General features: G+C 68.3%; 17 protein-coding genes. 15 read left to right on the forward strand and 2 right to left on the reverse strand.

Features of this window, described 5'->3' with window-relative positions; genetic code table 11:
• The first annotated feature begins 74 nt into the window (after positions 1-74).
• Positions 75-1,025 (forward strand): DMT family transporter, encoded by a 951-nt coding sequence (locus EKL94_RS03895; protein ID WP_126928064.1) that lies wholly within the window; start codon positions 75-77, stop codon positions 1,023-1,025.
• A gap of 9 nt (positions 1,026-1,034) precedes the next feature.
• Here EKL94_RS03895 and EKL94_RS22330 read toward each other — a convergent pair whose 3' ends face one another.
• Positions 1,035-1,355: a hypothetical protein gene (locus EKL94_RS22330; RefSeq protein WP_185829984.1), complete on the reverse strand. Its 321-nt coding sequence runs from the start codon at positions 1,353-1,355 to the stop codon at positions 1,035-1,037.
• Between the two features lie 27 nt (positions 1,356-1,382).
• On the opposite strand from EKL94_RS22330, the gene thrA reads away from it, so the two are divergent.
• The 3 genes from thrA to thrC are packed head-to-tail and all read left to right on the forward strand — an operon-like array spanning position 1,383 to position 6,114.
• Positions 1,383-3,887 (forward strand): bifunctional aspartate kinase/homoserine dehydrogenase I, encoded by a 2,505-nt coding sequence (gene thrA, locus EKL94_RS03900; protein ID WP_126928065.1) that lies wholly within the window; start codon positions 1,383-1,385, stop codon positions 3,885-3,887.
• Positions 3,884-4,798, forward strand: coding sequence for a homoserine kinase (locus EKL94_RS03905; RefSeq protein WP_126928066.1), 915 nt, complete (start codon positions 3,884-3,886; stop codon positions 4,796-4,798). Before thrA ends, EKL94_RS03905 begins: the two co-directional genes overlap by 4 nt.
• A 29-nt stretch (positions 4,799-4,827) precedes the next feature.
• Positions 4,828-6,114 carry a threonine synthase gene (gene thrC / locus EKL94_RS03910; RefSeq protein WP_126928067.1) on the forward strand — a complete coding sequence of 429 codons (1,287 nt, stop codon included), beginning with the start codon at positions 4,828-4,830 and terminating at the stop codon, positions 6,112-6,114.
• A gap of 132 nt (positions 6,115-6,246) precedes the next feature.
• Here thrC and EKL94_RS03915 read toward each other — a convergent pair whose 3' ends face one another.
• Positions 6,247-6,999, reverse strand: a complete 753-nt coding sequence (locus tag EKL94_RS03915; RefSeq protein ID WP_126928089.1) for a Crp/Fnr family transcriptional regulator — start codon at positions 6,997-6,999, stop codon at positions 6,247-6,249.
• A gap of 128 nt (positions 7,000-7,127) precedes the next feature.
• On the opposite strand from EKL94_RS03915, the gene hisS reads away from it, so the two are divergent.
• The 11 genes from hisS to hisIE all read left to right on the forward strand — a co-directional run bounded on the left by hisS (position 7,128) and on the right by hisIE (position 16,824).
• Positions 7,128-8,525, forward strand: coding sequence for a histidine--tRNA ligase (gene hisS / locus EKL94_RS03920; RefSeq protein ID WP_126928068.1), 1,398 nt, complete (start codon positions 7,128-7,130; stop codon positions 8,523-8,525).
• The gene (locus EKL94_RS03925; RefSeq protein ID WP_126928069.1) at positions 8,525-8,818 is read left to right on the forward strand and encodes a hypothetical protein; all 294 of its coding nucleotides are present in this window, start codon (positions 8,525-8,527) and stop codon (positions 8,816-8,818) included. The genes hisS and EKL94_RS03925 overlap by 1 nt, the downstream gene beginning before the upstream one ends.
• A 588-nt stretch (positions 8,819-9,406) precedes the next feature.
• A complete protein-coding gene (locus EKL94_RS03930; protein ID WP_126928070.1) occupies positions 9,407-9,715 on the forward strand; it encodes a YerC/YecD family TrpR-related protein in 309 nt (102 codons plus the stop codon).
• Positions 9,716-9,749: 34 nt separating this feature from the next.
• Positions 9,750-10,661: an ATP phosphoribosyltransferase gene (gene hisG, locus EKL94_RS03935; protein WP_126928071.1), complete on the forward strand. Its 912-nt coding sequence runs from the start codon at positions 9,750-9,752 to the stop codon at positions 10,659-10,661.
• On the forward strand, positions 10,658-11,953 hold the full coding sequence (gene hisD, locus EKL94_RS03940) for a histidinol dehydrogenase (protein WP_126928072.1): 1,296 nt from the start codon (positions 10,658-10,660) through the stop codon (positions 11,951-11,953). The genes hisG and hisD overlap by 4 nt, the downstream gene beginning before the upstream one ends.
• Positions 11,950-13,044 carry a histidinol-phosphate transaminase gene (gene hisC, locus EKL94_RS03945; protein WP_126928073.1) on the forward strand — a complete coding sequence of 365 codons (1,095 nt, stop codon included), beginning with the start codon at positions 11,950-11,952 and terminating at the stop codon, positions 13,042-13,044. The genes hisD and hisC overlap by 4 nt, the downstream gene beginning before the upstream one ends.
• Positions 13,041-14,114: a bifunctional histidinol-phosphatase/imidazoleglycerol-phosphate dehydratase HisB gene (hisB, locus tag EKL94_RS03950; protein WP_126928074.1), complete on the forward strand. Its 1,074-nt coding sequence runs from the start codon at positions 13,041-13,043 to the stop codon at positions 14,112-14,114. The genes hisC and hisB overlap by 4 nt, the downstream gene beginning before the upstream one ends.
• Positions 14,111-14,713, forward strand: coding sequence for an imidazole glycerol phosphate synthase subunit HisH (gene hisH / locus EKL94_RS03955; RefSeq protein ID WP_126928075.1), 603 nt, complete (start codon positions 14,111-14,113; stop codon positions 14,711-14,713). Before hisB ends, hisH begins: the two co-directional genes overlap by 4 nt.
• Entirely contained in the window at positions 14,710-15,444 is a 735-nt protein-coding gene (hisA, locus tag EKL94_RS03960) for a 1-(5-phosphoribosyl)-5-[(5-phosphoribosylamino)methylideneamino]imidazole-4-carboxamide isomerase (RefSeq protein ID WP_126928076.1), read from the forward strand. Before hisH ends, hisA begins: the two co-directional genes overlap by 4 nt.
• A complete protein-coding gene (hisF, locus tag EKL94_RS03965; protein ID WP_126928077.1) occupies positions 15,438-16,214 on the forward strand; it encodes an imidazole glycerol phosphate synthase subunit HisF in 777 nt (258 codons plus the stop codon). Before hisA ends, hisF begins: the two co-directional genes overlap by 7 nt.
• Positions 16,204-16,824: a bifunctional phosphoribosyl-AMP cyclohydrolase/phosphoribosyl-ATP diphosphatase HisIE gene (hisIE, locus tag EKL94_RS03970; RefSeq protein WP_126928078.1), complete on the forward strand. Its 621-nt coding sequence runs from the start codon at positions 16,204-16,206 to the stop codon at positions 16,822-16,824. Before hisF ends, hisIE begins: the two co-directional genes overlap by 11 nt.
• The last annotated feature ends 56 nt before the right edge of the window (positions 16,825-16,880 follow it).

The following is a 16,880-nucleotide window of genomic DNA, read 5'->3' on the forward strand; positions in this document are numbered from 1 at the left end:
AGTAGCCTCGGTCAAGAACGACCCACCGGCCGCCGCGTACACTGCGCGGCCTCTTCTCCCCCCGAAGATCCCGAATGCGCAACAATCCGATGGCCCTGGGCATCGCCAATGGCGTGGCCGCTGGCGCGCTGTGGGGCGTGGTTTTCCTCGCGCCCGCCGTGCTGCAGTCGTTCAATGCCCTGCAACTGTCGGCCGGCCGCTATCTGGTCTACGGCCTGATCGCCGTGGCCCTGCTGCTGCCGCGCTGGAAGCGGCTGGCACCGCGGCTGGGCCGCGCCGAATGGATCGGCCTGTTGTGGCTGAGCCTGGCCGGGAACCTGGTGTATTTCCTGCTGCTGGCGACGGCGGTGCAGTGGGCCGGTGGCGCGGCGGCATCCTTGATTGTCGGCCTGATTCCGGTGGTGGTCACCCTGGTTGGCGTGCGCGAGCAGGGCGCTGTACCACTGAAGCAGCTGCTGCCGGCACTCGGCCTGTGCGTGCTGGGCGTAGCACTGGTTGGCTGGGAAGCACTGATGTCCGAGCATCTGGCAACCCCGTGGCGGCAGCGCCTGATCGGCCTGCTGTGCGCGTTCGGCGCGCTGTTCTCGTGGGCGTTGTACTCGATCGGTAACAGTCGCTGGCTGGCGCGCCGAACGGATCTGTCCAGCCACGACTGGTCGCTGCTGACCGGCGTTACGACCGGCGGCCTGGCCCTGCTGCTGGTGCCGATGGCCTTCATCGGCCACACCGGCGGGCACACGGCGGCGCAATGGAGTGGTTTCTGGGCAATCAGCGCCGGTGTGGCGGTGGTGGCCTCGATCCTCGGCAATGCGTTCTGGAACCGCGCCAGCCGCCTGCTGCCGCTGACTCTGACCGGCCAGATGATCGTGTTCGAGACGCTGTTCGCGCTGGCGTATGCCTTCGCCTGGCAGCAGCGCTGGCCCTCGCTGCTGGAAGCACTGGCGATCGTGTTCCTGGTGGCCGGCGTGATGCTGTGCGCGCATGCCCATCGCACACCGCGGGCGATCGCCGAACATGCCGCCTGAATGCGCTCGTCAAGCGTGCTGATGCCGGCTTGGTCTCAGATGCAACCAAATGCCGGCACGTTGACCGATGATCGCGGCAATGGTTTTTTGCATCGCAGCACTTGACAGCGGACCGGCGCACAGTGTTTTCTGTGCGTCATGGTTCTTGATGCCGCCCACGCCAGCCTGATCGCCCCCGCCACCGCGGGCCGTTCGACTGCGCCGGTCGCCACCACCACCATTACCACCACCACCGTCACCACTGCCCTGGTGCGGCCCGTCGTCTTCGTGTAACTCCCGAAAACCACGGCCCCGCACCATACAGGTGGCGGGGAAACTCGACACCTGCATGCGACGGGGCCTCCTACCGAGGTCTGCATGTCTTCCCACGCCCCCGCTCATTCCGTTGCCCCGGCCGACCTGGCTGCGCCGTCCACTGTCGTGCACAAGTTCGGCGGCACCTCGGTGGCCGATGCTGAACGCTATCGCCATGTTGCCGGCCTGCTGCTGGCCCGTCCCGAATCGCTGCAGGTCACTGTCGTCTCGGCGATGAAGGGCGTCACCGACGCCTTGATTGAACTGGCGCAGCTGGCGGCCAGCGGCGACGAGCGTTGGCGCGAGGCCTGGCATGCGCTGCGCGCGCGCCATCGTGGCGCTGCGGTGGCCCTGCTGGGCGAGCAGGTGGGCGAGACCGTGGAGTGGATCGACGCCCGTTTCGAGCAGCTGGCCGAAGTGCTGGCGGCGCTGGCAGTGATCGGTGAGCTGCCGCGCGAGGTTCTGGATCGTGTGCAGGGCCTGGGCGAAGTGTTCTCCGCGCAGCTGCTTGGCACCCACCTGCGTGCATTGGGCGAAGACTGCGCGGTGCTCGATGCGCGTGATGTGCTGGTGGTCGGGCACGGCGAACTGGGCGTGGATGTGGACTGGGAAGCCAGTGCAGACCGCCTGGCCAAGTGGCGCCTGCAACACCCGCAATCACGTCTGGTTGCCACCGGGTTCGTCGCGCGTGATCGCGATGACCGCATCACCACGCTCGGCCGCAACGGCAGCGACTACTCCGGCGCGATCTTCGCCGCGTTGTTCAATGCCGATGAACTGCACATCTGGACCGATGTCGACGGCGTGCTGTCGGCCGACCCGCGGCTGGTGCCCGAAGCGGTGCAGCTGGAATCGCTGAGCTACGACGAGGCCTGCGAACTGGCCTACTTCGGCGCCAAGGTGGTGCACCCGCAGACGATGTCCCCGGCGATCCGCCTCGGCCTGCCGATCTTCATCCGCAATACCTTCCAGCCCGCACATCCGGGTACGCGCATCTCCGCCGAGCGCTCGCCGCGCGGGCCGGTGAAGGGCCTGACCCTGAGCCCCGGTCTGGCCCTGCTGAACCTGGAGGGCACCGGACTGATCGGCGTGCCCGGTACCGCTGAGCGTGTGTTTGCCGCCCTGCGCCAGGCACAGGTGTCGGTGGTGATGATCTCGCAGGGCTCGTCGGAACATTCGATCTGTTGCGTGGTGCGTGCTGCCGAAGCTGCACGCGGCCGCGAGGCGTTGTTGCACGCGTTCGCGCACGAGTTGTCGGTGGGCCAGGTGCAGCGCGTGCAGGTCAGTGAGGGCGTCAGCGTGCTGGCGGCAGTGGGTGACGGCATGGCTGGCCAGCCGGGTGTGGCCGCACGCCTGTTCGAGGCACTGGGGCGTGCGCAGGTGAACATCCTGGCGATTGCGCAGGGCTCGTCCGAGCGCAATATCTCGGTCGCGGTGGACAGTGCCGATGCCACCCGTGCGCTGCGCGCTGCACATGCCGGCTTCTGGCTGTCGCCGCAGACGTTTGCGGTCGGTGTGATCGGGCCGGGCAACGTGGGTGCGGCACTGCTGGATCAGCTGTTGGCGGCCCGCCCGCAGCTGCTGGCCAAGGCCAATGTGGATCTGCGCCTGCGTGCGCTGGCCTCGCGTTCGCGCATGCGCCTGGAAGTGGATGGCCTGCACGCCGACTGGCGGGAGGCATTGCAGGGCGCGGGCGAGTCCAGCGATCTGGATCGTTTCACCGAACACCTGCTGGCCGCGCACCTGCCGCATGCGGTGGTGATCGACTGCAGCGGCAGTGCCGAGGTGGCCGAGCGCTACGAGGGTTGGCTGGCGGCCGGCATCCATGTGGTCACCCCCAACAAACAGGCCGGTGCCGGCCCGCTGCCGCGCTACCAGCGCATCCGCGCCGCGGCGGCAGCCAGCGGCGCGCGATTCCGCTACGAGGCCACGGTGGGTGCAGGCCTGCCGGTGATCACCACGCTGCGTGATCTGGTTGATACCGGTGACGAGGTACTGGCCATCGAAGGCATCTTCTCCGGCACGCTGGCCTGGCTGTTCAACCGCTTCGACGGCAGTCAGCCGTTCTCGCAGCTGGTCGCGCAGGCGCGGTCGATGGGCTACACCGAGCCGGACCCGCGCGATGATCTTTCGGGCGTGGATGTGGCGCGCAAGCTGGTGATCCTGGCCCGCGAGGCCGGCCACGCACTCAGCCTGGAACAGGTAGAGGTGGAAAGCCTGGTGCCGGCGCTGCTGCGCGACGGCAGCGTGGATGACTTCATGGCGCGGCTGGGCGAGTCCGATGCCAGCCTGCTGCAGCGCCTGCAGGATGCGCGGGCGCGTGGCGCGGTGCTGCGCTACGTGGCAAAGCTGGGTGCCGACGGCGCCTCGGTGGGCCTGCAGGAACTGCCCGCCGACCACGCCTTTGCCAACCTGCGGCTGACCGATAACGTGGTGCAGTTCCGTACCCGCCGTTACTGCGACAACCCGTTGGTGGTGCAGGGGCCGGGGGCCGGCCCGGAAGTCACGGCGGCCGGCGTGTTCGCTGACCTGCTGCGGGTGGCCGCCGGCGAAGGAGCGCGCCTGTGATTGTACGTGCGTTCGCGCCCGCCTCGGTGGCCAACGTAGCGGTGGGCTTCGACATTCTTGGTCACGCCATTGCCGGTGTTGGCGATACGGTGAGCGTGCGCCGCATCGACGAGCCGGTGGTGCGCATCGAGGCGATCCGCGGCAGCGCGGTTGAGCTGCCACTGGATGCGGCTGGAAACACGGCAGGTGCTGCGTTGATGTCGCTGCGCGCAGGGCTGGCCCTGGACTTCGGATTCGCGGTGGAGATCGACAAGGGCATTCCGTTCGGTTCCGGCATGGGCGGTTCGGCAGCGTCGTGCGTCGCTGCGCTGGTTGCCGCCAATGCGCTGCTGGATGCGCCGCTGTCGCGCGAGGCGCTGTATCCGTTTGCGCTCGATGGCGAGGCGGTGGCCAGCGGTGGCCGCCACGGCGACAACGTGGGGCCGCTGTTGCTGGGGGGGCTTGCACTGTGCACGTCCGATCGGCTGCTGCCGATTCCGGTGCCGGCGACCTGGCACAGCCTGCTGGTGCATCCGCATGCGGTGCTGGAAACACGTCGCGCACGCCAGGCGCTGCAGGGCAGCTATGCGCTGGGTGAATTCGTGGCGCAGAGTGCGAATCTCGCGCTGGTACTCAGTGGCTGCCATCGCAGCGACGCCGCACTGGTGCGGGCGGGACTGCGCGACGTGCTGGTGGAGCCGCGCCGGGCCGGCCTGATCGCCGGTTTCGACGCAGCCCGCGATGCGGCGCTGTCGGCACAGGCGATGGGGGCAGGCATCTCCGGTGCCGGTCCCAGCGTGTTCGCCTGGTTCGAGGATGCCGACCAGGCCCGCGCTGCTGCCGCACCGGTGCAGGCGGCATTCGCCGCCGCCGGTTTCGACAGCGATGCCTGGGTGTCGCCGCTGGATGCACCGGGAGCCCGCTTGTGCTGAATCCTTCCCCTTTACTGGATACCCGACTCATGCAATTTGTTTCGACCCGTGGCCGGTCCCCGGCTGTTGGCCTCAGTGCGGCGATCGCTGCAGGATTGGCGCCGGACGGCGGACTGTATGTACCGCAGGTGCTGCCGGCGCCACGTGAGCTGCAGGCCGGTGCAACGCTGGCCGATACCGCCGCCGATCTGCTGGCACCGTTCTTCGCAGGCGATGCTCTGGAGGCAGTGCTGCCATCGATCTGCCGCGAGGCGTTCGACTTTCCGGTGCCGCTGCGTCCACTGGGCGGCGGTGACCATGTGCTGGAGCTGTTCCATGGGCCGACGGCGGCGTTCAAGGATATCGGTGCGCGCTTCCTGGCCGGAACACTGTCGCGGCTGCAGGCCGGCAAGGACCGTGATCTGACGATTGTTGTCGCCACGTCTGGCGATACCGGCGCCGCCGTTGCTGCGGCGTTCCATCGCCAGCCCGGCGTGCGCGTGGTGGTGCTGTATCCGGATGGCCGCGTGTCACCGCGCCAGGCGCATCAGCTCGGTTGCTTCGGCGACAACATCCAGGCGCTGCGCGTGGCCGGTGCCTTCGACGACTGCCAGGCGATGGTCAAGCAGGCGCTGGCCGACCGCGAACTGCAGGCGCAGGTGCCGTTGAGTTCGGCCAACAGCATCAGCCTCGGCCGCCTGCTGCCGCAGATGAGTTATTACGCGCATGCGGCGCTGACCCACTACGCGGCGCATCGTCGCCGACTCAACCTGGTGGTGCCGACTGGCAACCTCGGCAATGCGATGGCGGGCGTGCTGGCGCGCGCGCTGGGCGTGCCGATCGGGCAGATCGTGCTGGCCACCAATGCCAATGCGGTACTGCCGGCGTACTTCAATGGTGGCGACTACCAGCCGCAGGCCAGCGTGGCCACCGTGGCCAATGCAATGGACGTAGGGGCGCCAAGCAACTTTGAGCGCCTGCGCTGGCTTTACCAGGGAGATGACGCCGAGCTGCGCGCTGCGTTCCGCGCGTTCGCGGTGGATGACGTGACCATCCGCGCGACGATTGCGGCGGCACATGCCAGCAATGGTGAGCTGTTCTGCCCGCATACGGCGACAGCAGTGAAGGTGCTGCAGGACCTGCGTGCGCGCGGTGCCAAGGGCGACTGGGCGGTGGTGGCCACGGCGCACCCGGCCAAGTTCGAGGCCGTGGTCGAGCCGTTGATCAGTGGCCCGGTTGCGGTGCCGCCTGCGCTGGATGCGTTGCTGCAACGACCGGCGCACGCCGAACCATTGGCGGCCGATTACGCGGCGTTGCGTGAGGTGTTGTTGCGTTGATCGGAGATGGATGCGGTTGCCGGCCAGCGGCCGGCACTACCGGACGGAGGCAACCTGGGTTGGGCACGACCGGATGGATGCAGCGCGGGTAGTGCCGGCCGCTGGCCGGCAACCCAACCAACCGCGATGCGGTCAGATCAACCCTTCGCCGGCCAGCATGCGCAGCCCGTCCTCGTCGAGGATCTCCACCACGTTCAGGTGGGGCAGGGCGATCAACCCCTGCTGGCGCAGTTTGGTGAAGGTGCGGCTGACCGTTTCCATGGTCAGGCCCAGATGGTCGGCGATGTCGCCACGACCCATCGGCAGCGACACGCGCAGGCCGTCGCCGCCCAGCTTGGCCTCGCGTGCGGCCAGGCGCAGCAGGAAATCGGCCAGCTTCTCGGCCGGCTGCAGGCGAGCCAGGGCCAGCGCGGCGTCCTGTGCGGCATCCAGCTCCTGGCAGGCGCGCTGCAGCAGCTTGCGCTCCAGGTGCGGGAAGCGGCTGCGCAGTGCCTTCATCTGCGGCAATGCGACGCGGCAGACGCGGCTGTCGGCGATGGCCTCGATGTCGTAGCGATGGTTGTCGCTGCCGCTCAGACCCAGATAGTCGCCAGGCAGTACGAAGCCGTTGATCTGGCGGCGCCCATCGGCCAGGGTGCGCACCAGGCGCAGCGCGCCGCCGGTCAATGTATAGACATGCTGGCGTTCCTCGCCGGTGCGGGCCAGGGTGCTGCCCATCGTCACCTGCTGCGAAACGGTGACCTGTTCCAGCGCCTGTACTTCATCGGGCGACAGCGCCGAGCACACCGCCAGGTGGCGAACCGAGCAGTGCAGGCAGTCCTGCGTGACGCAGGACGGCGAGGCGGAGTCATTGGTGGTGGGCGGAGCGCCGGAAGGCCGTGACATGTTGCGGGGGGGCGTATCGCGGTCGGGGAGGGCCTTATGATACTTCAAGCGGCCGTTCGACCCTGCCCGAGGCGGGGGCGCTAGAATGTCGCCCCCTCCCACGTCCCGTTCCAGCAGGAGTTCCGCCCGTGATCAAGCCCCGTACCCCGCCCGGCACCCTTGAACTGCTGCCGCGCGAGCAGATTGCGTTCCAGCGCATGCTGGACGTCATCCGCCGCAACTACGAGCGCTTCGGGTTCCTGCCGGTGGAGACGCCGGTGTTCGAGCTGTCCGACGTGCTGCTGACCAAGTCCGGCGGTGAGACCGAGCGCCAGGTGTATTTCGTGCAGTCCACCGGTGCGCTTGCCAACGCCGCCGAATCCGGTGACCGTTCGCTGCCGGAAATGGCGCTGCGCTTCGACCTGACCGTGCCGCTGGCGCGCTACGTGGCCGAGCACGAACACGAACTGACCTTCCCGTTCCGCCGTTACCAGATGCAGCGCGTGTACCGCGGCGAGCGCGCCCAGCGCGGCCGCTTCCGCGAGTTCTACCAGTGCGACATCGACGTGATCGGCAAGGACAGCCTGAGCGTGCGATACGACGCCGAAGTGCTGGCGGTCATCCACGCCGTGTTCTCGGAACTGCGCATCGGTGACTTCAGCATCCAGCTGAACAACCGCAAGCTGATGCGCGGCTTCTTCGAAAGCCTGGGTGTGGCCGAGGGAGAGCGCCAGCTGGCCGTTCTGCGCGAAGTGGACAAGCTGGACAAGCGCGGTGCTGATTACGTGCGCGAGACGCTGGTGGGCGAGGGCTTCGACATCCCGGCCGAGCAGGTCGAGAAGATCCTGGCATTCGTGGCCGTGCGTTCGCAGGGCCATGCCGATGCGCTGGCGCAGCTGGCCACGCTTGAAGCCGACGCCGGTTCTTCGGAGATCCTGCGTACCGGTGTTGCTGAACTGCGCGAAGTGCTGCAGCTGGTGCAGGCGCTGGGCGTGCCGGAAACCGCGTACTGCCTGAACTTCTCCATTGCGCGCGGCCTGGACTACTACACCGGCACCGTCTACGAGACCACGCTGACCGACCACCCGCAGATCGGCTCGATCTGCTCGGGCGGCCGCTACGAAGACCTGGCCAGCCACTACAGCAAGTCGAAGTTGCCGGGCGTGGGCATCTCCATCGGCCTGTCGCGCCTGTTCTGGCAGCTGCGCGAAGCCGGCCTGATCGATGGCATCGAAGGCAGCAGCGTGCAGGCGCTGGTGGCCCTGATGGACGAGCAGGGCATGCCGCAGTCGCTGGACATCGCGCGCCGCCTGCGCGCCGGTGGCATCAACACCGAAGTGCAGATGGAGCCGAAGAAGATCGGTAAGCAGTTCCAGTACGCCGCCAAGGCCGGCATCCGCTTCGTGGTGCTGGCGGGTGAGGATGAACTGGCGCGCGGCGTGGTGGCAGTGAAGGACCTGCTGCGCGAACAGCAGTTCGAAGTGTCGCGCGACGAGCTGGCCAGCACTCTGCAGGTGGAGCTGGAGCAGTCCAAGGCGATGGCGTAATGCGGGCCGCCGCAGGGGCGCTGTGCGTGCTCCTGCTGGCGGGCTGCCAGAGTGACCCGTCGCTGCACAGCACGCGCATTGGTCCGGACCAGTACCGGCTGCAGGTTGATCGTTGCCATGTGATCGACCGTGCGCAGCTGGAGAGTGACCTGCGGGCCCTGGCCACGCGGAAGTGTCCGGCGGGTGCAGGGGCGTTGGAGAACATCCAGTCCCTGCCGAGCCAGCAGGGCAGCCTGTTCGGCGAATGCCTGCGGCGCGGGGCGCTGCAGGCCGAGGTGCGCTGTATGCCCTGAGCCGGGCCAGGTTGTTGATTTGAAAGCAGAACGCCCGCCCTTTGGTGGGCGTTTTGTGTTTCCGGACGAATCGCAGTCGAGCATGGCTTGTATGTTCCTCCCGGCTCGACTCTACAAAAGCCGGTTCCGATCCGATCCATGCTGTTCTGACAGCTCGCGGCCAACTGTCGAAGGCGGGGTGGGTCCGGTGGCAGGGGTGTGAGCGGCATGGGCACGAGGCATGCCTCGGGCGGGTTGGGCAGGATGCCCAGCCCCGGTCTTGCCGTGTGCGCAGGACAGCGCACACGAGCAAGCGGCGACCGAGCTTACATGGGTGAGGGCGCTTTGCTTGCGAAGCACCGCTTCGCAAGCGCCCGAACGCACAGCCGCCAGCGGCTGGGCCGGGCCCCGGAGGGGGACTTGCAGCGCCCCCCTCAACCGGATCCATCCCGCCAACCTGCAGAAAACCAGCTTCTGCTGTTGCTCTGGCTGTTGCCTCTGCGGGTGCAGGGCAGCAGCCCTGCCGCACCTCAACCCTCGATTTGACGCACTGCGCAAGAATGCGCTAATGTACTAACGCGCTATTACATTGATGCATGGAAACGACCCGTGAAAGCCCGCCCCGAGATTGCCGCCAAAGACCCGAAGGCCGACCTGGAAGCCCTGGCCCAGGCCTTTGCCGCCCTGCGCGAGCCGGAACAGGTCGAAGCCTTCCTTCGCGACCTGTGTACCCCCGCCGAACTGGAAGCCATGGCCGACCGCTGGAAGGTGGTGCCGCTGCTGCAGCAGGGCGTGCCGTACCGCGAGATCCACGAGCGCACCGGGGTCAGCGTGACCACCACCGGACGGGTGGCGCGCACGCTCGAGCATGGCCATCGAGGCTATGCCGCTGCCATCGACCGCCTTGCTTTGCGCTGATCCGCGCCCCGTTCCGAACTTCGAGACCTCCCCCATGAGTGCAACCCAGGCAGCACCGGCACGAGACCGGCTGCGTATCGCCATCCAGAAGAGTGGCCGGCTGGCCGAGCCCGCCCGCAACCTGCTCAGTGCCTGTGGCCTGAGCTGGCGCGAGAGCCGCGACAAGCTGTTCTGCTACGGCGAATCGTTGCCGGTGGACCTGTTGCTGGTGCGCGACGACGACATCCCCGGCCTGATCGCCGACGGCGTCTGCGACCTCGGCATCGTCGGTCGCAATGAGCTGGACGAGCAGGCTGCGGCGCGCCGCCAGATCGGCCTGCCGGATGCCTACCAGGCGCTGCGCGGGCTGGGCTTCGGCCAGTGCCGGCTGATGCTGGCGGTGCCCGAGGAGTGGCAGTGGCAGGGACCGGCCCAGCTGGCCGGCACCCGCATCGCCACCAGCTACCCGGCCATCCTCAAGCAGTGGCTGGCCGAGCAGGGCGTGGACGCACAGGTGGTCGAGTTGTCCGGGTCCGTGGAAATCGCCCCGCGACTGGGTACCGCCGACTTGATCTGCGACCTGGTTTCCAGCGGCGCCACGTTGCGTGCCAACCAGTTGACCCCGGTGCACAACCTGCTCGACAGCGAGGCAGTGCTGGCCGGTGCGCTGCGTGTGCCGGATGATGCGCGTGCATCGTTGCGCGCGATGCTGCTGCGCCGCCTCGACGGCGTGGTACAACGCCAGGACCGCAAGCTGTTGATGTTCCGCGCCAGTGAGGATCGCCTCGACGCGCTGTCACAGCTGCTGGCCGATGCCGAGCCGCTGGTGCGGCTGCCGGCCGATGGCGGCGCGCTGCGCCTGCAGACCATGTGCCCGGGCCCGCTGAGCTGGCAGCGCATGGAAGAACTCGAGCGCGCCGGTGCGCAGGGCCTGATGGTACTGAGCGTGGAGCGGTCGCTGGCATGAACCGTCTGATCTGGTCCCGACTTGATGAGGCCGCGCGCAGCGCGGCGCTGACCCGCCCGGTGCAGACCGTGGCGCAGCAGACCCGCGACGCGGTGACTACGCTGATTGCAGAAGTGCGCGCACAGGGCGACGACGCGCTGCGTGCGATCACCGCACGCTTCGATGGTGTCGAGCTGTCGTCCTTTGAGGTGGGCGAAGCCGAGTTCGCCGCGGCCGAAGCTGCGGTGCCGGCCGAGCTGCGCCAGGCCATGGTGGAAGCCGCCGAACGCATCGCGCGCTTCCACGCCGCCGGCATGGGCCAGGGGTATGCGGTGGAAACCGCCCCGGGCGTGGTCTGCGAACGCATGCTGCGTCCGATCGGCCGGGTGGGCCTGTATGTGCCGGCGGGCAGCGCACCGCTGCCGTCCACCGCGCTGATGCTGGGTGTTCCTGCGCAGTTGGCCGGCTGCCCGCAGGTGGTGCTGTGCACGCCGCCGCGCGCCGATGGCACGGCCGATCCGGCGGTGCTGGTGGCCGCGCGGCTGACCGGGGTGCAGCGCGTGTTCAAGCTGGGCGGCGCCCAGGCCATCGCTGCGATGGCCTATGGCACCGCCAGCATTCCGGCCTGCGACAAGCTGTTCGGGCCCGGCAACAGCTTCGTCACCGAAGCCAAGCAGCAGGTCGCGCAGGATGGCGCCGCTGCCATCGACATGCCGGCCGGTCCCTCCGAAGTGCTGGTGATTGCCGATGCTGGCGCCACCCCGGCGTTCGTCGCCGCCGACCTGCTGTCGCAGGCCGAGCACGGCCCGGATTCGCAGGTGCTGCTGCTGACCGACGATGCCGCGATGCTGGCAGCCGTTGAAGTGGAAGTGGAGCGCCAGGTCGCCCTGCTGCCGCGCCAGCAGATCGCGCGCCAGGCGCTGTCGGCCTCGCGGTTGATCCAGGTCGATTCGCTCGCCGAAGCCTTCGCGATCAGCAACCGCTATGCGCCCGAGCACCTGATCCTGGCGCTGCGTGATCCGCGCGAGTGGCTGGACAAGGTGCAGGCGGCCGGCTCGGTGTTCCTGGGGGATTACACGCCCGAAGCACTGGGCGACTACTGCAGCGGCACCAACCACGTGCTGCCTACCGCCGGTGCCGCGCGTGCCTACAGTGGCGTCAGCGTTGCCAGCTTCCAGAACCTGATCAGCGTGCAGAGCGCCAGCGCCGCTGGCCTGGCGGCAATCGGCGGCTGCGCGCGCATCATCGCCAGCGCCGAGGGCCTGGATGCGCATGAGCGTGCGGTTGCCCTGCGCATGGAGGTGGCAGCATGAGCGCGCCTATCGGTGAAGTGCTGGCGCTGGTGCGCCCGGATCTGCAGGCGTTCGCCGGCTACAGCTCGGCGCGCAGCGCAGCGGTGCAGGGCGAGGTCTGGTTGAACGCCAATGAATCGGCCTGGGCCAATCCAGCTGACGTTGCGGGCAGCAGCCGCCGTTACCCGGAGCCGCAGCCGTTTGCGCTGCGCGAGGGCCTGGCTGGGCTATATGGCGTAACGCCGCAGCAGCTGCTGGTGGGCCGCGGCAGCGACGAAGCGATTGATCTGCTGGTGCGTGCCCTGTGCGTGCCGGGCCGCGATGGCGTGCTGGTCACTTCGCCGGTATTCGGCATGTATGCGGTCTGCGCGCGCCTGCAGGGTGCGCCGCTGATCGACGTGCCGCTGGTGGACGGCGAGGAGGGCCTGCGCGTCGACCTCGACGCGATCATCCACACGGCACAGGCGCAGGGCGCCAAGCTGGTGTTCCTGTGCGCGCCGTCTAATCCCGCCGGCAGCGATCTCGGCCTGGCCGAAATCGAACGCGTGGCCACCGCGCTGCGCGGGCAGGCACTGGTGGTGGTCGATGAGGCCTACGTGGAGTACGCGCAGCGTCCGTCGGCAACCACGTTGCTGGCCGCGCACGCCAACCTGGCGGTGCTGCGCACGCTGTCGAAGGCACACGCGCTCGCGGCCGCTCGCATTGGAACGCTGATCGCCGCCCCGGAACTGATTGCCGTGCTGCGCCGTTGCCAGGCGCCGTATCCGGTGCCGACTCCGTGTGCCGAGCTGGCCGTGCAGGCCCTGCAGCCGGCCGCGCTGGAACGCACCGCCGAGCGCGTGGCGACCGTCATCGCCGAGCGCGACCGCCTGTTCGCCGTTTTACCCGGCCTGCCCGGCGTTCGTCGCGTGTACCGCTCGTCCGGCAACTACCTGCTGGTCCGCTTTTCCGATGCGCAGGCCGCGTTCGATACGCTGCTGGCCGCCGGCGTGGTGGTGCGCGACCAGCGCGCTGCACCACAGCTGGGCGATGCGCTGCGCATCAGTATCGGCAGCCCCGAAGAGAATGACCGCGTGCTTGTGGCCCTGTCGGCGCGGAGGGCCGCAGCATGACCCCGATCCTGTTCATCGACCGCGACGGCACCCTCATCGAGGAGCCGGCCGACTTCCAGATCGACGCCTACGAGAAGCTGCGTTTCGTGCCGCAGGTGATCCCGGCGCTGCTGAAGCTGCGGGATGCCGGCTACCAGTTTGTCATCGTCACCAACCAGGACGGCCTGGGCAGCGACAGCTACCCGCGTGCCAGCTTTGACGGTCCCAATGATCTGATGCTGCAGATCTTCGAAAGCCAGGGCATCACCTTCCGTGACGTGCTGATCGATTGCAGTTGGCCGCAGGACAACGCGCCCACGCGCAAGCCGGGCATCGGCCTGATGACCGCCTACCTGCAGGACCGCAGCATCGACTGGGCGCGTTCGGGCATGGTTGGGGATCGCATCACCGACCTGCAGTTCGCCGACAACCTCAACATCCGTGGTTTCCAGCTGCGCACCGAGCAGTTTGGCGGCGAGTGGGACTGGCCGGGCATCGCCCACGCGCTGGCCGACGCGCCGCGTACCGCCGTGGTCCAGCGCAATACGAAAGAGACGAAGATCCGCGTTGAACTGGATCTGGACCGTGCCGGTGATGCGCGCATCGCCACCGGCCTGCCGTTCTTCGACCACATGCTGGAGCAGATCGGCAAGCACGGCGGCTTCGCGCTGGACATCCAGGCCGAGGGTGACCTGCACATCGACGAGCACCACACCATCGAGGACACCGGGCTGGCCCTGGGCCAGGCCCTGCGTGAGGCGCTGGGCGACAAGCGCGGCATTGGCCGCTACGGCTTCACCCTGCCCATGGACGAGACGCTGGCCAGCGCCGCACTGGATTTCAGTGGCCGCCCGTACTTCGTGTTCGAGGGCGAGTTCAAGCGTGAACGGGTGGGCGATATGCCGACCGAGCTGGTGCCGCATTTCTTCCGTTCGCTGTGCGATGCCAGCGGCCTGAACCTCAACCTGCAGGTACGCGGCGACAACGATCACCACAAGGTCGAGGCCTGCTTCAAGGCACTCGCGCGTGCGCTGCGTCCGGCGCTGGCCCGGCAGGGCACCGCGCTGCCTTCCACCAAGGGGGCGCTGTGAGCGACGTCGCGCTGATCGATGCCGGCGGTGCCAATCTGGGCTCGGTGCGCTATGCACTGGAGCGCCTGGGCGCAACGGTGCGGCTGGTGCGTGATGCCGACGGCCTGGTCGGCGCGCAGCGGGTGATCCTGCCCGGCGTCGGCGCGGCCGGTCCCGGTATGCAGCGCCTGCACGCGCAGGGCCTGGTGGAACCGCTGCAGCGACTGGAGGTGCCGCTGATGGGCATCTGCCTCGGCATGCAGCTGCTGTTCGAGCGCTCCGAGGAGGCGGGTGTTGAGACACTGGGCCTGATTCCCGGCGTGGTGCGCAAGCTGGTGCCGGCCTGCGGCATCCGCGTGCCGCACATGGGCTGGAACCGCCTGCTGCCGCTGCGCGAATCACTGCTGCTGCGCGGTGTGCCGGAGCGTGCCAGCGCCTACTTCGTGCACAGCTACGCGGCGCCCCTCAATACCTACACCGTCGCTGCCTGTGACCACGGCGGCCTGTTCACCGCCGTGGTGGAGCAGGGGCGCTACTACGGCGCACAGTTCCACCCCGAGCGCTCCGGCGAGACCGGCTCGCTGATGCTGCGCAATTTCCTCGAGGGCACTGCTGCATGAGTTTCATCGTCTACCCCGCGCTGGATATCCGTGATGGCCGCGTGGTGCGGCTGCGCCAGGGCGACTACGCGCAGGAAACCTCCTATGGCGACGATCCGTTGCCGCGCGCGCAGGCCTTCGCCGCGCAGGGTGCGCAGTGGATGCATCTGGTCGATCTGGACGCTGCGCGCGCCGGTGGCTACACGCTGGCGCCGCTACTGTCGTCGATCCGCGCGCAGACATCGCTGCAGGTGCAGACCGGCGGCGGCGTGCGTGGCCGCGACGATGTGGCGCGCATTCTCGACGCCGGCGCGGGCCGCGTGGTGGTCGGTTCGCTGGCGGTGCGTCGCCCCGATGAAGTGGTCGGCTGGCTGGAGGAATTCGGCGCCGAGCGCATCACGATTGCGCTGGACGCGCGCCAGGACGCACAGGGGCAGTGGCAACTGCCGGTGCACGGCTGGACCGAGAACGCCGGGGTGACCCTGGATGACCTGGCCCAGCGCTACGCGCGCGCCGGCATGCGCCACCTGCTGTGCACCGACATTGCCCGTGACGGCATGCTGGCTGGGCCCAATATCGGCCTCTATCGGCACCTGTCGGGCTTGCTGCCGGGCGTGGCGGTGCAGGCCTCCGGTGGCATCCGTGACGTGGCCGATGTAGCCGAGGCGCGTGCCGCTGGCTGCGGTGGTGCGATCCTCGGCAAGGCGCTGCTGGAGCAGCGCATGGATCTTGGGGAGGCACTGGCATGTTGAGCCGTCGCATCATTCCGTGCCTGGACGTGCGCGATGGCCGCGTGGTCAAGGGTGTGCGCTTTCGCGACCACGTCGACATGGGCGACATCGCCGAGCTGGCCCAGCGCTATCGCGACCAGGGTGCCGACGAACTGGTGTTCTATGACATCGGTGCAAGCCCCGAGGCGCGTTCGGTCGACGTTGCCTGGATCGAGCGCATCGCGCGGCTGATCGATATCCCGTTCTGCGTGGCCGGTGGCATCGACAGCGTGGAAACCGCACGTCGTGTGTTGTTCTCCGGTGCCGACAAAGTATCGATCAATTCGCCCGCGCTGGGCTGTCCCGAACTGATCACTGAACTGGCCGACGAGTTCGGCGTGCAATGCGTGGTGGTCGGTGTCGATTCCGTGCGTGAGGCTGATGGCCAGTGGCGGGTGCGGCGTTTCAGTGGAGACCCGGACAAGACCCAGGCGGTGCCGCTGCGTACCCTGGACTGGATTGTCGAGGCGCAACGGCGGGGCGCTGGTGAGATCGTGCTGAACTGCATGGACAGTGATGGCGTACGCCGTGGCTACGATGTCGTGCAGCTGCAGCAGGCACGAGCACTGTGCCAGGTGCCACTGATCGCCTCAGGCGGTGCAGGTGCGATGGAGCACTTCGCCGAAGCCTTCGACCAGGCCGACGTCGACGGCGCGCTGGCCGCCAGCGTGTTCCACAGCGGCGCGATCGCCATTCCGGAATTGAAGCGCTACCTGCGCGGACAGCAGATCGAGGTGCGGGATGTCTATTGAAATCAGGCCGTCATTGGACGCATTGCAGGCGCTGGACTGGGGCAAGGGCGACGGCCTGCTGCCGGCGGTGGTGCAGGATACCGATACCCTGCAGGTACTGATGCTGGGCTATGTGAGTGCCGAATCGCTGGCGGCCACGCTGGCCATCGGCCACATGACCTTCTTCAGCCGCAGCAAGCAGCGGTTGTGGACCAAGGGCGAGCAGTCCGGCAACGTGCTGGTGGTGCAGTCGATCAGTGTCGACTGCGATGCCGATACGCTGCTGGTGATGGCACGCCCGGCGGGGCCAACCTGCCACACCGGTGCGGAGAGCTGTTTCGACCAGGCGCCGAAGGACTTCCTGGGCGGGCTGGGCCAGCTGGTGGCAATGCGCGAGGCGCAGCGTCCGCCAGGCAGCTATACGACCAGCCTGTTCGAGGGTGGCATCCGCCGCATCGCGCAGAAGGTGGGCGAGGAGGGCGTGGAGACCGCCCTGGCGGCGGTGGCCCAGGATGATGAGGCGCTGCTGGGCGAGGCCTCGGACCTGCTGTACCACCTGCTGGTGCTGCTGCGCGCGCGCGGCTTGTCGCTGGATGACGCGCGCGCGGTGCTGGAAAAGCGCCATCGTTGAAGGAGGCGTGCGGACCAACGGTCCGCACCCACCTCCGCAATGCAGCCGAGCATGGC

The sequence above is a fragment of the Stenotrophomonas maltophilia genome, from assembly GCF_003970865.1.
Classification (GTDB): domain Bacteria; phylum Pseudomonadota; class Gammaproteobacteria; order Xanthomonadales; family Xanthomonadaceae; genus Stenotrophomonas; species Stenotrophomonas maltophilia_AR.

Excerpts from the sequence above, each read along its gene's own strand:
- EKL94_RS03895 (WP_126928064.1), top strand. The coding sequence starts at position 75 with ATGCGCAACAATCCGATGGCCCTGGGCATCGCCAATGGCGTGGCCGCT.
- EKL94_RS22330 (WP_185829984.1), bottom strand. The coding sequence starts at position 1,355 with ATGCAGGTGTCGAGTTTCCCCGCCACCTGTATGGTGCGGGGCCGTGGT.
- thrA (WP_126928065.1), top strand. The coding sequence starts at position 1,383 with ATGTCTTCCCACGCCCCCGCTCATTCCGTTGCCCCGGCCGACCTGGCT.
- thrC (WP_126928067.1), top strand. The coding sequence starts at position 4,828 with ATGCAATTTGTTTCGACCCGTGGCCGGTCCCCGGCTGTTGGCCTCAGT.
- EKL94_RS03915 (WP_126928089.1), bottom strand. The coding sequence starts at position 6,999 with ATGTCACGGCCTTCCGGCGCTCCGCCCACCACCAATGACTCCGCCTCG.
- EKL94_RS03925 (WP_126928069.1), top strand. The coding sequence starts at position 8,525 with ATGCGGGCCGCCGCAGGGGCGCTGTGCGTGCTCCTGCTGGCGGGCTGC.
- hisG (WP_126928071.1), top strand. The coding sequence starts at position 9,750 with ATGAGTGCAACCCAGGCAGCACCGGCACGAGACCGGCTGCGTATCGCC.
- hisD (WP_126928072.1), top strand. The coding sequence starts at position 10,658 with ATGAACCGTCTGATCTGGTCCCGACTTGATGAGGCCGCGCGCAGCGCG.
- hisC (WP_126928073.1), top strand. The coding sequence starts at position 11,950 with ATGAGCGCGCCTATCGGTGAAGTGCTGGCGCTGGTGCGCCCGGATCTG.
- hisB (WP_126928074.1), top strand. The coding sequence starts at position 13,041 with ATGACCCCGATCCTGTTCATCGACCGCGACGGCACCCTCATCGAGGAG.
- hisA (WP_126928076.1), top strand. The coding sequence starts at position 14,710 with ATGAGTTTCATCGTCTACCCCGCGCTGGATATCCGTGATGGCCGCGTG.
- hisF (WP_126928077.1), top strand. The coding sequence starts at position 15,438 with ATGTTGAGCCGTCGCATCATTCCGTGCCTGGACGTGCGCGATGGCCGC.
- hisIE (WP_126928078.1), top strand. The coding sequence starts at position 16,204 with ATGTCTATTGAAATCAGGCCGTCATTGGACGCATTGCAGGCGCTGGAC.